This window comes from Planktothrix serta PCC 8927 (assembly GCF_900010725.2).
Taxonomy (GTDB): domain Bacteria; phylum Cyanobacteriota; class Cyanobacteriia; order Cyanobacteriales; family Microcoleaceae; genus Planktothrix; species Planktothrix serta.
In genome coordinates this window covers 43,946-59,083 of the sequence record NZ_LR734839.1, presented here as the reverse complement: position 1 = coordinate 59,083, position 15,138 = coordinate 43,946, and the positions used below count along the sequence as shown (strand labels likewise).

Here is a 15,138-nt window from a genome sequence, read left to right as displayed (position 1 = left end):
TAACCCAAACAAGCCCTCTATGTTTATTCCCTCAGTTCGTCAAGCCATCAACAACCATCCCCTGACCACGATGCCAGAAACTCCTGTGGAAGAGGTAATTTTGTTGATGAGTAGCACAGGTTCCACCTCTATTTTCCTGGTTGAACAAGCCGATGAGCCCAATCTGAAGCCGACGATTGTAGGAATTTTTACAGAACGGGATATTATTCAGCTTAATTCAATTGGAGATTCCTTAAAAGGATTTCCGATTTCTCAAATTATGATTCGGTCATTTCTCACCGTTCGAGAATCTGAGATCAATGATGTTTTTAGCATTATGGGGTTATTAGAAAAACATCAAATTCAACAGATTCCAATTGTGGATGATCAAGGCGGATTTGTGGGGGTGATCAGTCCTAAAAATTTTTTACAACTCTCGCTGCGAGATTCCGAACGAAGCAAAATAGCCCGACGTTTACCCCCCATTCCACCCGTAATTTCTAACACAGAATCATCCCCTAACTCGGCTTTAATTTCACCTCAACCTCAACCTCAACCCGTTTCCCATAACCTTCCCGATCACCTTTTTCTTCCCGATCATTTAATCAAACTGAATCAACTTTCCCCCCTACGCACCTCTAAAATTGTGCAGGCATCTGGGGCGACAACGGCGCGAGAATTAACCGAATTAATGTTAAAATCTGGTGTGGATGCCATTGTAATTACGGAAACCTCCCCACCTAATCCTCCTTTAAAACAGGATCAGACTGCTAACACACAATCGGGGTGTAAATGGGTGGGAATTGTTACCTGTCATGACATCGTTTCTATGCAGGCATTAGGCTTGAATCTCAAGACCGTTAAAGCCAATGCAATTTGTAATACACCGCCTCTAGTTTTGCGATCGCAGGCTTCTCTAAAAACAGCATTAGCCTTAATGAAGAAATATTATTATCAATTACCTATTATTTTGGTAGATGATAAAAGCCATCCGATGATTCTGATCTCTCCTGAAACAATATTGCTGCAAGTTCTCCGACCCCAATCGATGCACAATACTCTCTTAAGTTTACAACAGCAATTTCAGGAGGTTTTAAAAACAACTCAATCTTCCCGTCCTAATTCATCCTGTGAGGGTTTATCCTTAAGCAATGAAGCAATTGAAGCTTTAAAATCCAATCAAGAAGGGGTTTATAATTGGAATTTAAAAACCAATGAAATTTTCTATTCTTGCCAATGGAAAGCCATGTTAGGATATCAAGAGGATGAGGTTAAAAATACCCTAGAAGAATGGTTAAGTCGGATTCATCCCCAAGATTTGAATCGGGTTAAAGTTGCACTAAAAGATTATTTTTCTAAGAAAAATCATGAATATCTGACGGAATATCGCATCCGATGCAAAGACGGTGAATATAAATCGGTACTCAATCGAGGTCAAGGATTTTGGACTGAACAAGGGGAACCCTTGCGCTTAATTGGTACCCAAATTGATTTGGCATCTTCCCGATTAGAAAATCCCCCCTCTTCAACAGAAAATCTGCCTCTGGATGATCCCATTCAGCACTTAAAATCCGTTGTGTTTAAAACCGATATTCAAGGGAATTGGACATTTTTAAATTCAGCTTGGACACAGTTAACGGGATTAACCATAGAAAATAGCTTAGGAACATCATTTTTAAACTATATTTATTCTCAAGATCGGGAAAAAGCGACTCAATGGTTAGAATCGTTAATGTTAGGTCGTTCCCAAGCCAGTCAACAAGAATTCAGAATTTTAGTCTTTAATATCAAAGAACGAGAGGATGCAGGACAGCGTTCCCAACCGGCGACTCGCCGCATCTTAATTTCGGCTCAATTAACTTTAGATAAACACAAGCAAATTACAGGAATTATCGGAACATTACATGATATTACAGAACAGTTTCAGGAATTAGATGAATTAAGAGAACGAGAAAAATTAATTCATGAATTTTATGAAATTACTGTCGGAAATACGGCTAATTTTGAAACTCGAATTAATGCTATTTTGAGAATGGGTTGTCATCGATTAGGAATGGATATTGGATTACTCGGACGAGTTTTTGCCGATCGCTATGAAGTGATTTCTTCCTATCTCTGTGACGATTTTCCCTTTGGATTTGCGAAGGGGGATACCTTAGCCATTGAACAAACCTTTGAATGGGAAGCTTTAAAAACTGAAGAAGTGGTTTGTTTAGAATCTATTAAACAATCAACCTGGAAAGATCATCCCGCTTATCAAACGCGACGGTTAGAATCTTATATTGGAATGCGGGTAATTGTTGGGGGACGAATTCATGGAACCTTGAGTTTTATGAGTCGCAATTCTCGCGCACCTTTTCAACAGTTAGATTTAGAATTTTTGAAATTAATGGCAAATTATATTGGGAATGAAATTGCACGGGAAAAATCTCAAGAAATTCTCCAACAACAAAATCAACATTTATTATTGCTCAAAGAAATCACCCATAAAGTTCGTTCTAAATTAGAAACTCAAGAGATTTTTCAAACAACAGCCACTCAAATTGGCAGGATTTTTGGGGTAAATCGTTGTTCAATTTATACTTATCGATCTGACCCTTACCCCCACTTATCCTGTGTAGCAGAATATCTAGAATCTGCTTATGATTCTACCTTGAATTTTGAAATTTCAGTTACTTATAATCCCTATATTGAAAAACTTTTAGCGGAAGATGCAGCGATCGCTTCTGTGGATGTTTTTACTGAACCTTTATTAGAATCTTCAGCCCCCATGTGTCGGCGGATGGGATTAAAATCAATGTTAGCAGTTCGCACGTCCTATCAAGGGGATGCAAATGGCATTATTATGCTGCATCAATGCGATAAAATGCGCCAATGGATACCCGAAGAAATTGAATTTTTAGAAGATGTTGCGAATCAAGTCGGATTAACCTTAGCCCAGGCTAAACTGTTAGAAGTAGAAGTCAAAAATCGTCAACAATTAGCCGAACAAAATAAAGCCTTAGAAGAAGCGAGATTAGCCGCAGAAGTCGCCAGTCGTGCTAAAAGTGAATTTCTAGCTACCATGAGTCATGAAATTCGCACACCGATGAATGCGGTAATTGGGATGACGGGTTTACTATTGGATATGGATTTAACCCCAGAACAACAGGATTTTGTGGAAACCATTCGCACCAGTGGTGATGCGTTACTCACGATTATTAATGATATTTTAGATTTTTCTAAAATTGAATCGGGTAAATTAGATTTAGAACAAAATCCCTTTAAACTTCAAAACTGTTTGGAAGAATCCCTAGAATTGCTTTCAGCAAAAGCCGCCGAAAAAGGGATTGAAATTGCTTATTTAATTGAACCCTCTACTCCTCAAATGGTTCTAGGAGATGTCACCCGACTGCGCCAAGTTTTAGTGAATTTGCTCAGTAATGCGGTGAAATTTACAGCCCAAGGAGAAGTCGTTGTTTCGGTGAAAGCTGCGGAGGTTAAAAATTCCTCATTAACCCTTAATTCTACCCCTGGAATGGCGCATAAAATTTATGACATTCAATTTGCGGTTAAGGATACCGGAATTGGAATTCCATCTGATCGGATGGATCGTTTATTTAAAGCTTTTTCTCAAGTGGATGCTTCCACAACTCGACAATATGGAGGTACAGGTTTAGGATTAGCAATTAGTCAGCGTTTATGTGAACTCATGGGGGGACAAATGTGGGTCGTGAGTCGCGCTTTATCGGATTTTAATATGGATAATCAACCGTTAACTTCCCATATAAGTGGAAATCCTCCAGAGAATTTTGTAGAGGCGTTTGAGTTAGATACGGGCGCCACTTTTTACTTTACCATTCGTGCTGAAGCTTTGCAAAAAGTGGAAGCGGATGAACTGTCTAATTTCCTCGTCGGTAAGCGATTATTAATTGTTGAAAATCATGGCATTAATCAAACGGTTTTAATTCGGCAAGCGAAATCTTGGGGAATGATTCCTGTTTCTGTGAAAACGGGGCATGAAGCTCTAAATGTGTTAAAAAATAATCCGAATTTTGATTTAGTGATTTTAGGAATGAATTTAGCAGATGTTGATGGCATTACTTTAGCAAAAAGAATTCGAGAATGGGAACGCACCCATGCAGAAGTTTTCCTAGAACAAAAACCCCTTAATATTACTTTCTTTAATTATGTGGTGAATACCGATCTGGTTAAACAGGTCGAAAATAGTAAGATAAATTGTGCTGGTTTTATTAATAAACCTCTGAAACAATCACAATTTTATAATACGTTAGTGCAAATTTTTAGCTCTCCCATAGAAAGCGTGATCAAATCTTCTCCGAATTCCTTTGGCTTGGGATCGTCCAGTTTATTGTCTCCTCAAGCTTCTAATAATTTACGAGTTTTGCTGGCGGAAGATCATGTTGTTAACCAAAAAGTTGCAATTCAAATGTTACAACGCTTGGGCTATCGTGCTGATATTGCGGGGAATGGATTAGAAGTTTTAGAGGCTTTAAATCGACAATATTATGATGTGATTTTGATGGATGTTCAAATGCCATTAATGGATGGTTTAGAAACCACTCGTCGGATTGTCACCGAATATGCAGAAGGTCGGGAAAATCGTCCTCATAAACCTTGGATTATTGCGATGACTGCTAATGCTATGCAAGGCGATCGAGAAATGTGTTTAGCCGCTGGAATGGATGATTATATTACTAAACCTGTGCGTCGGGAAGAACTTGCAAAAGCTTTATCCCAATGTCAACCCCTGCATAGTGGAAATGGTCATGAATCTTTAGAAAATTCATCAGAATTCGCCACGAATGGACATTCTAATTCTGCCGTTAACGATCAACGAAATTCGCAGGGAAATTCGACCCTAGAAACAACTCTTAATTCTTCAGAGTTGATATCTTTTGAATCTCCTGCCATTGATCAACAAGTTTTACAAAACTTAAGAGAATATGATGATGATGATGATCCCTTTGTAGATACATTAATTCAGGATTATTTAGCTGACACCCCCCAAAAAATTCAAGAGATTCAAACCGCTATAAAAACTCAAAATATCAGAGGATTAAAAGAAGCATCTCATACTCTAAAATCGAGTAGTGCTCAATTAGGTGCAATTACATTTTCTGAATTATGCAAAGAGTTAGAATATATGGGACGGGCAGGAATGGAAGCAGAAAATGGAACTAATATTGAATGTTTTACTTCAGGAAGTGCCGCCACCGGATTATTAAAGCTGGAAACAGAATGGTTACGAGTTAAAGCGAGTTTAGAACAAGAATTATCGAGGCAAGCCATGGGAATCCAGAATTAAGAATTGTTGACTTTTTAAAACTAACGGTTGACGATTTTTCCTTGATTCTTTACAATTAAATGATGAGGAAAAATCAGCTTGACATTTAAGAACAAATTCTTTCTGTTCCCAGATCCGATGTTCCCTGCTGTATATTGATGCTATTGGGGTCAGAACATCATCTCAAAATTTCCTCAAAATTCTATAATTTAATTTAGTTACCCATTCAATTTTAAGTATGATTCCTGTGATTTTGGCTGGTGGAAAAGGTGAACGGTTTTGGCCTCTGAGTCGCAAACATCGACCCAAACAATTTTTGAGTTTAGATGGAAGTGGGATCAGTTTATTACAAGCAACCGCAGAACGGTTATTACCCTTAACAGAAAGTTGGGATGGGTTATGGGTTGTTACTTCTGCTTTATTAGAGTCGGGGGTTCAAACTCAACTCCCCCAATTACCCCACCCGAATATTTTAGCAGAACCCGAAGGACGAGACACCGCACCCGCTTTGACTTGGACAACCTTAGAAGTGGCTAAACGTTATGGGGAAAACGCGGTTATTGGGTTCTTTCCGGCGGATCATTGGATCGCGGAACCGGAGAAATTTCGTCAAACATTAAAGGCGGCGGAAGTATTAGCAAAAACCCAAGATGTGATCGTGACATTAGGGGTAAAACCGACCTATCCTTCAACGGGATATGGTTATATTGAACAGGGAGAAGAAATCGGAAGTTTTGAGGGATTTCCGGCGTATAAAGTGGCTCGATTTACGGAAAAACCGAATCGAGAAACCGCCGAACAATTTTTAGAAACAGGGCGATTTAGTTGGAATGGAGGCATTTTTGTATTTCGTGTGGGTGTGGTTTTAGCAGAATTAAAAACTTATGTTCCTGAATTAGTTTCTGCTTTAGAATTGAAAGGAAAAGACGCTTATCCTGAGTTGAAAAAAATTAGTATTGATTACGCTTTAATGGAAAAAACTCAAAAAGCTTGTGTTTTACCCGTTGAATTTGGCTGGGATGATTTAGGAGATTGGAATGGATTAGAACGGTTATTAGGAGGAGATAAACCGAATGTGGAATTAACAACCCATGTAGGACTAGACACCAAAGGGGCGATTTTATTTAGTAGCAATTCTGAGGAAGTTATTGTTACGATTGGAGTTGAAGATCTGGTTATTGTTCGAGATGGCAATGTTACCTTAATTGCTAAAAAAGATCGCACCCAGGAAATTAAGCAAGTTCTCAAACAGTTAGGGGATGATCCGAAGTTAAAAGAGTTACTCTAAGCCCAGATTCTTTCGGCAAAATTGAGTACGAAAGAATTAGAAAATTTGGGTCGAGTGGCGATCGCCCAAATCTAAAAATTAGCTGCTTTTAGCCCCAGGAACTCAAGTTCCTGGCTAAAAGCTCAAACCCGTTAAAACGGGTTAATAAAATAAAATCTTTAGTGATGTTTTGAAAACCATCGGTAAGCAGGTCATCTACTAAAGTTGAGGCTCCACCGCCTACATCAATGATCTGCCCTGCTTTCGCACCCTCAGCAATACAAATATTACGACAAACTTATCAACAACAAAACGAAATAGGGGATAATTGGAATTAATGCCTATTGATTTAGGCTCCCTAGATCTGATCTTAAACTGTTATAATTTATATCAATCGTTAAACCTATCCAGATTTAAAGGACAGATTGAATATGATCTCACCGCAATTACTAGAAATAGAAAAATCGGTCAATAATTTATCCATCAATGAGAAACTCTGGTTATTAGAGCAGATTGCTCGAAAAATACGAGAAGGAGATTCAACAGATGAATCAACAGCATTGATACCACACATTACCCTAGAAGATAAATTGAATCAGATGAAAGAATTTTTAGGGACTCCTTGGGAGGGAAAAGAGGATTTTTTACAAATTATGGAAGAAATTGATCAAGAACGCCATTGTTATTTAGGTCGTGAACTTGAATTATAGCCCCTAACTATAGGATTTTTTGATTGTGTATTTACTAGATACTAATATTTGAAAATTGGCTAGATTAATATTCTTGGGTTTGATGGGTTCCGCCCATCCTACTGATCATGACGGATTTCCGAACTAGCACTCGGAACAGTTGAGTGCTAAAGTTGGCTATTGGTGATTAATGATATTGTAAGATGGCTAAAATTGTTTCGTTTGGTGAAGAATCCCGTAAAGCCTTAGAAAAAGGCATCAATGCCTTAGCCGATGCGGTGCGAGTCACCCTTGGCCCTAAAGGTCGGAATGTTTTATTAGAGAGAAAATTTGGGGCCCCAGAAATTGTCAATGATGGTATTACCGTTGCGAAAGAAATCCAACTGGCTGACCCCCTAGAAAATACAGGCGCTCGACTGATGCAGGAAGTCGCCTCTAAAACCAATGAAGTCGCTGGAGATGGGACAACAACCGCCGCGATTTTATCTCAAGCCATGATTCATGAAGGGTTAAAAAACGTCGCAGCAGGGGCTAATCCCGTCGCCATCAGACGGGGAATGGAAAAAATTGCTCAAATTTTAGTCCAAGAAATTGAAGCCGTTGCTAAACCCGTTGAAGGGGATGCGATCGCCCAAGTCGCTACAATTTCCGCCGGAAACGATGAAGAAATCGGTCAAATGATTTCTCAAGCGATGGAAAAAGTCACCAAAGATGGGGTGATTACCGTTGAAGAATCCAAATCCATCACCACAGAATTAGATGTGGTCGAAGGAATGCAACTGGATCGGGGATATATTTCTCCCTATTTTATTACCGATAATGAACGGATGGTCGTAGAATTTTCTAACGCCAGAATTCTGATTACCGATAAAAAAATTAGTTCGATTCAGGACTTGGTTTCTGTCTTAGAAAAAATCGCTCGATCGGGTCAACCTCTGTTAATTATTGCTGAAGATATTGATGGGGAAGCTTTAGCAACTCTGGTGGTGAATAAAGCCAGAGGCGTGTTAAATGTAGCAGCCATTAAAGCTCCTAGTTTCGGTGATCGTCGCAAAGCTTTGTTACAGGATATTGCTGTTCTCACGGGCGGACAATTAATTTCTGAAGAAGTGGGATTAAGTTTAGATACTGTTTCTTTGGATATGCTAGGAACAGCCAGCAAAATCACTATTGAAAAAGACAATACGATTATTGTTGCTGATAGCAAAAATCAAGCCGATGTGAAAAAACGGGTTGAGCAAATTCGCCGTCAATTGGAAGAAACCGACTCTGAATATGATGCGGAAAAACTCCAAGAACGGATTGCTAAATTAGCGGGTGGTGTCGCTGTAATTAAAGTTGGGGCTGCCACTGAAACGGAAATGAAATCTCGCAAATTGCGGATTGAAGATGCGTTAAACGCGACAAAAGCAGCCGTAGAAGAAGGGATTGTTCCTGGGGGCGGGACAACTTTAATTCATCTGGCTAAAAAAGTGGATGAAATTAAATCCCAACTCAGTGATGAGGAAAAAATTGGGGCGGCAATTATTTCTAAAGCCCTAGAAGCACCGTTATATTATATTGCTAGTAATGCTGGGGCTGAAGGTGCTGTTGTGGTAGAAAATGTCCGCAATACTGAGTTTAATATGGGCTATAATGCCTTAACGGGAGCTTATGAAGATTTAATTGCTTCTGGGATTATTGACCCTGCTAAAGTGGTACGTTCCGCGCTACAAAATGCTACTTCTATTGCGGGATTAGTGTTAACAACTGAAGCCTTAGTTGTGGAAAAACCAGAGAAAAAATCCGCAATGCCCGATATGGATGGTATGGGCGGTATGGGCGGTATGGGTGGTATGGGCGGTATGGGCGGTATGGGTGGTATGGGCATGATGTAGAATGCCTTGATGTCACTTTATCCTGAATTATTCCAAAATTGAACAATAGCCCAAGCAACGGATATACTAAGAGTCATCTTAATATATCCGTTGCTTTTTTGATCGGAGGTTTTTTCGACCGCATTTCAGATGTTGAAATCTTTCTGTTAGTATTCCCTATTCCCTATTCCCTATTCTCTATTCCCTGTTCCCTGTTCCCTGTTCCCTGTTCCCTGCTCTATGATTCATTCTACCTATCAAATCGGAGGAAGTTTAGCTCAAGATGCTCCCACTTATGTAGTTAGAAAAGCGGATTCTGATCTGTATTCCGAATTACAACAAGGGCATTTTTGTTATGTTTTAAATTCTCGACAAATGGGAAAATCCTCCTTACTGGTCAAAACTCGTTATCGTTTACAACAAGAAGGATTTCGATGTACAACCTTAGATATGACTCGTATTGGTAGTGAAATGGTAACTGCCCAACAATGGTATAAAGGAATTGTCAGCGAGTTATGGCGAGGATTTAATCTTTTAGGAAAATTTAATTTAAAAAATTGGTGGAAAGATGAAGAAGACATTTCAGTGATTCAACGGTTAAGTAATTTTATCGAAGATATTTTATTAACTCAATTTCCTGACGATAAATTAATTGTTTTTGTTGATGAAATTGATAGTATTTTAAGTTTAAATTTTAAAGTTGATGATTTTTTTGCCTTGATTCGATTTTGTTATAATCAACGGGCAATTAATCCTGAATATAACCGCATTAGCTTTGCTTTATTTGGAGTTGCTACCCCTTCCGATTTAATTTGCGATCGCAGTCGTACCCCCTTTAATATTGGTAAAGCTATTGAATTAGAAGGCTTTACTGTCAATGAAGTTCAACCTTTAATTCAAGGCTTAGAACAGAAAATCACTAATCCTACTGCTGTGATGCGGGCGATTATAAATTGGACAGGAGGACAACCCTTTTTAACTCAAAAATTATGTCAAATGGTTTTCCATTCTGTGGAGGAAACGATGAATAATGTTTTAACAATTCCCCCTGGAACAGAAGGATTTTGGGTTGAATCTTTAGTGCGATCGCATATTATTTATAAATGGGAATCCCAAGATGAACCCGAACATTTAAGAACCATCCGTAACCGCATTGAATATAATCAATATCGCCTCGGAAGAATCCTCGCAATCTATCAAGATATCCTCCAAGGATTAGAAGTTGAATCCGATGATAGTAACGAACAAGCAGAACTAATTTTATCCGGTTTAGTCGTCAAAAAAGAAGGTATTCTCCGGGTCAAAAATCGAATTTATCAAGAAGTCTTTGATTTAGAATGGGTCGCCCAACAACTGAGTACCCTGCGGCCCTATTCTCAAGCTTTTGATGCCTGGATACAATCAAACCAACAAGACTTTTCCCGATTATTACGAGGACAAGCCTTAAAAGAAGCTCAAAATTGGTCAAGTGGTCGCAGTATTAGTGATTTAGATTATCAATTTTTAGCCCAAAGTGAAGAATTAGACCGCCGGGAAGTTCAACAAGGTTTAGAAGCCGCCCGAATGCAAGAAGTAGAAGCCCGACTTACCCAAGAAAAACAAACCGCAAAACTGCAACGGTTTCTACTTCTATCTGTTAGTATTGCCTTCGTGATTGCGATGGGATTAAGTGGAATTAGTTGGTTGCAATATCGTCAAGCGCGAGTCAATGAACAACAAGCAAAAACTAATGAAATTAAAGCCTTAAGTCAATCTGCCGAGTCCTTATTTGCTTTAAATCAACGATTTGAAGCCTTAATTCAATCCATGAAAGCCTATCGAAAATTACAAACCCTACCCAATATTGATCCCGAAACCCACCTGAATGTGCAATTGACACTGCAAAAAGCCGTTTATGGAATTCAAGAATATAATCAACTCTTGGGGCATACGAGTATAGTTTCCACCGCAGAATTTAGCCCTAAAGGAGATTTAATTGCCTCTGGGAGTCAGGATAAAACAATTAAATTGTGGAAACCGGATGGTTCATTATGGAAAACCCTGATAGGACATGGAGGTGGGATTACGGGGTTAGCATTCAGTCCCCGCCATCCCCTCCTGGCTTCGGCGAGTGCAGACAAAACAATTAAATTGTGGAAAACCGATGGTAGCTATTTAAGAACCTTAAATGGACATAAAAAATCAGTCATGGCTGTTAGTTTTAGTCCGATTCAGGATATTCTGATTTCGGCTAGTTTTGATCACACCTTAAAATTGTGGACAATAGATGGAAAACTCTTAAAAACCATACCCGCCCATTCTGCCCCAATTAGAACGGTTGCCTTTAGTCCCGATGGTCAGAGATTCGCCTCTGGAAGTGCAGATAAGACGGTTAAAATCTGGAAATTCGATGGCACACTTTTAAAAACCTTGACCGGACATCAGGGGGAAATTATGGCGGTGAATTGGAGTCCCGATGGTCAACTGATTGCTTCCGGGAGTCGAGATAACACCCTTAAACTCTGGAGTCGAGAAGGAATTTTAATCGATAGTTTTGGCCCCTTTGAAGATGACGTTTGGGATGTGGCATTTAGTCCCAATCAGAAATTTTTAGCGGCGGGAATGCGAAATAAAGAAATAAAACTCTGGCGAAAAGATGTCCAGAATTCTGTTTATACCCCTTATAAAACTTTATTAGGACATTATGGAGAAGTAAATCGGATTGTCTTTAGTCCCGATAGTCAAACCATTGCTTCGGCGAGTTGGGATAAAAGTGTTAAACTTTGGAAAACCAAAGATTGTTTAGTAACTCGGTTAATCGGTCATCAAGACAGCGTTTGGGGAGTCGCTTTTAGTCCCGATGGTCAAACCATTGCTTCGTCATCCTTAGACAAGACGATTAAACTCTGGACAAAACAGGGGAAATTATTACAAACACTTACAGGACAAAACTCGTGGGTTCATCAGGTTGAGTTTAGTTCCGATGGTCAATGGTTAGCATCAGCCTCTGGAAATGGGACGATTGAACTTTGGAAAAAAGCTAAAAATGGAACATTTATCACCCATCCCAATCAAATCCTAGTAGGACATCAAGGCGGGGTTTGGGGGATAAAATTTACCCCCGATAATCAATCCCTGATTTCTGGAAGTTGGGATGAATCGATTAAAATTTGGGGAATCGATGGCACACTCCGCCAAGCTTTGAAGGGTCATAATGGTCAAGTCTGGGGAATAGCAATTGCGCCCAAGGGTGATTGGATTGTTTCAAGTTCTGACGATAAAACCATAAAACTCTGGGGATTGAACGGTCAACTCCTACAAACCTTAACAGGTCATCAAGATGGGATTTGGGGACTGGCTTTGAGTCCCGATGGACAGATTTTAGCCTCCGCCAGTCGAGACGAAACCGTAAAATTATGGCGTTGGAATCCTCAGCTTAAATCCTTTATTTATGAAAATACCGTCAAGGGACACACAGCAACTGTTATGGCGGTAGCCTTTAGTCCTGACCAAAAGTTATTGGCATCAGCAAGTCAAGATAAAACGATTAAACTCTGGAAACTCGATGGCACTTTAGTTAAAACTTTAAATCGTCATAATGATGAAGTTTATAATGTTAAATTTAGTCCCGATGGTCAAACAATGGCTTCTGTTAGTGTGGATAAAACGGTGATGTTATGGGATTTACATCAAGTTTTAACCTTGAACGAATTCGCTTATGCTTGTAATTGGGTACAGAATTATTTAAAAACAAATTCAATGGTCAGTCCCGAAGACCGAACGTTATGTCAGGGAACAGGGAACAGGGAACAGGGAACAGGGAACAGGCAATAGGCAATAGGCAATAGGCAATAGTAAACTAGGTAATAGGTAATAGTAAACTAGGTAATAGTTAAAAGTCAAAAGTAAACTAGGTAAAAATAATGATGAAAATATTAGGATTTGTGGCAGTTGTCGGAACTCTCCTGAATGTTACACCCCAGGTTAATCCTGTAGCTTCCATTCCGTCTAATTTTCCCCTACAACTCGCTCAAAATTCCCGACCCTCTTCCTCAATTCAAGGTTATTGTTTTGCCGTTGCTAATGATAATATAGACTCCATCGCCCGGATTTATATTAATAGTAATAATCAAGTCACAGGTCGAGTAGAAGCAACGATTCATAATGAAAAAGAATCCTATTATACGTCCTATACTCAAACGTTACAAGGAATAAAAAAAGGAAATCAATTAATCTTAAATATTACCACAAAAATTGAGTTAGATACCCAAAAAAGCAAAGAAACCTGGACGTTAACAGCCGATTCTCTGAATACCGGACGGGTGATTTATCAAAAACAACCTTGTTTGGTGTCTCAAATTCGTTTCGCACCGGGCAAAAATTCAGCAACCGTGAGTCAATCTGTTGTACGGGGGAGTCGAGATATTTATTTATTAAAAGCTAACAAAGGGCAGAGAATGGATGTTAAAATTACCGCTTTAGAAAATAACGCTGTTTTTGATATTATTGCCCCCAATGGGCAGGTTTTGAAAACAGAAGCCACCCAGTCTAGCTTGAAATTACCCGCCACTGGAAATTATGAAATTGTTGTTGGCGGAACTCGTGGGAATGCTAGTTATCAATTAAACGTTAAAATTCAATAGGGAGGGAACAGGGGACAGGGAACAGGAAACAGGGAACAGGGAACAGGGAACAGGAAACAGGAATAATATCGGAGAGTGACAGAATAGGGATATAAACTTGATGATATCAAATTCAGAGTTAATTTTTCAAATTTTAGAAAGGAAAAAAACGGGATTCCTAACCCGAAACCCCGCTTCTGAGTTGTTCAGTCTTTAATCAACGGTTTTTTTGGACTTCCAACCCGATTGATAATAGATTCCTGAACCCTGATCAGCAACAAAATGACAAGACCAATAGGATTGAATAAAACTCTTCCAAATTGGTTCATTGGAATAGTGATAATAATCCCCTAAAAGCGGTTTAATCGCTTCCGTTGCTGTTTTTAAATGATAATGGGGAATACTTAAGAAAATGTGGTGAGCAACGTGAGTGCCAATATCATGATGAATGGGGTTAATAAACCCATAGTCACGGTCAATGGTTGATAAAGCTCCTTTGAGGAAATTCCAATCCTCGCCTCGATACCAGGGGATATCAGCTTCACTATGATGTAAGTAGGTAACGAGATCCAGCCAGATCACAAACACCAGATAGGGCATGAAATAGTATTTCACGAAAAACACCCATCCGAATTGATAGGTGAGAAATCCTAAAAAGCCTACCATGACCACTAATAGGGATGTACTGGTAATAATATCCCATTTTTCAGAGGGTTTAAACAGAGGGCTACTGGGGAGAAAGTGAGAGCCTTGACGATTGGGCGATCGCCGAAATAGATAAATCGGATAGGCCAGCAAAGGCAAATAAAAGCGAAATAGCTTTTCATACCAAGGCATCAGATTAAACTTGGTTTCCGTCACCGGATACCAACTTTCATCAGTGTCAATATTTCCAGTATTGGCGTGATGAGTTCTGTGGCTAATCCGCCAACCGTGATAGGGGACAAGCAGGGGGACATGGGAAATATGGCCAATTAAGTTATTCAGCCATTTGATTTTGGAGAAAGACCCATGACCGCAATCATGGCCGACAACAAATAACGCCCAAAACATCGTTCCTTGCATCACCCAAAAAATGGGGAAAAACAGCCAAGAATCGAGTTTATAGGCGATGAAATAGAACCCGGCGATGATGGAAATATCAAGAAAGAAGTAACTCAGAGATTTCCAAACTGAGGGTTCAAAGCAGTGGGCGGGAATCGCTGCTTTTACATCTTGGAGAGTAAAGGGTACTTCTGCGGTTTGGGTTGATAAGGCACTAAGGGTTGCCTGGTTAGACCGATTGGATAATTGCACGAATGTTTTGATTTGACCTTATGAACAATCCGCAGTTTTGTTGACACCCCACATCAGACCACAAACATCAGGATTTGGGATGCTAACCTAAACTGCGGGTTCTGAACGGAATTTATTGTACCGTTTTGGACGTTAATTTTCGCAACAAATCTTAAATTGCTAG

At 39.4% G+C, this 15,138-nt stretch carries 7 protein-coding genes; 6 read left to right on the top strand and 1 reads right to left on the bottom strand.

What is annotated here, in order from left to right; all coding sequences use genetic code 11:
- Window positions 1-19 precede the first annotated feature (19 nt).
- From PL8927_RS04650 to PL8927_RS04625, 6 genes are all read left to right on the top strand, one after another.
- A complete protein-coding gene (locus tag PL8927_RS04650; RefSeq protein WP_083618111.1) occupies window positions 20-5,287 on the top strand; it encodes a response regulator in 5,268 nt (1,755 codons plus the stop codon).
- Window positions 5,288-5,504: 217 nt separating this feature from the next.
- Entirely contained in the window at window positions 5,505-6,554 is a 1,050-nt protein-coding gene (locus PL8927_RS04645; protein ID WP_083618109.1) for a mannose-1-phosphate guanylyltransferase, read from the top strand.
- Window positions 6,555-6,964: 410 nt separating this feature from the next.
- Window positions 6,965-7,243 (top strand): hypothetical protein, encoded by a 279-nt coding sequence (locus tag PL8927_RS04640; RefSeq protein ID WP_083618107.1) that lies wholly within the window; start codon window positions 6,965-6,967, stop codon window positions 7,241-7,243.
- Window positions 7,244-7,425: 182 nt separating this feature from the next.
- The gene (gene groL / locus PL8927_RS04635) at window positions 7,426-9,099 is read left to right on the top strand and encodes a chaperonin GroEL (RefSeq protein ID WP_083618104.1); all 1,674 of its coding nucleotides are present in this window, start codon (window positions 7,426-7,428) and stop codon (window positions 9,097-9,099) included.
- 219 nt (window positions 9,100-9,318) lie between these two features.
- A complete protein-coding gene (locus PL8927_RS04630; protein WP_083618102.1) occupies window positions 9,319-12,891 on the top strand; it encodes a WD40 domain-containing protein in 3,573 nt (1,190 codons plus the stop codon).
- Window positions 12,892-12,980: 89 nt separating this feature from the next.
- Window positions 12,981-13,700, top strand: coding sequence for a hypothetical protein (locus tag PL8927_RS04625; protein ID WP_231505911.1), 720 nt, complete (start codon window positions 12,981-12,983; stop codon window positions 13,698-13,700).
- Between the two features lie 192 nt (window positions 13,701-13,892).
- Here PL8927_RS04625 and PL8927_RS04620 read toward each other — a convergent pair whose 3' ends face one another.
- Window positions 13,893-14,975 (bottom strand): DUF3474 domain-containing protein, encoded by a 1,083-nt coding sequence (locus tag PL8927_RS04620; RefSeq protein ID WP_083618099.1) that lies wholly within the window; start codon window positions 14,973-14,975, stop codon window positions 13,893-13,895.
- Between the last annotated feature and the right edge of the window lie 163 nt (window positions 14,976-15,138).

Bases quoted from the DNA above. Each gene is read 5' to 3' on its own strand.
- PL8927_RS04650 (WP_083618111.1), top strand. From the start codon at position 20: ATGTTTATTCCCTCAGTTCGTCAAGCCATCAACAACCATCCCCTGACC.
- PL8927_RS04640 (WP_083618107.1), top strand. From the start codon at position 6,965: ATGATCTCACCGCAATTACTAGAAATAGAAAAATCGGTCAATAATTTA.
- PL8927_RS04645 (WP_083618109.1), top strand. From the start codon at position 5,505: ATGATTCCTGTGATTTTGGCTGGTGGAAAAGGTGAACGGTTTTGGCCT.
- groL (WP_083618104.1), top strand. From the start codon at position 7,426: ATGGCTAAAATTGTTTCGTTTGGTGAAGAATCCCGTAAAGCCTTAGAA.
- PL8927_RS04625 (WP_231505911.1), top strand. From the start codon at position 12,981: ATGATGAAAATATTAGGATTTGTGGCAGTTGTCGGAACTCTCCTGAAT.
- PL8927_RS04630 (WP_083618102.1), top strand. From the start codon at position 9,319: ATGATTCATTCTACCTATCAAATCGGAGGAAGTTTAGCTCAAGATGCT.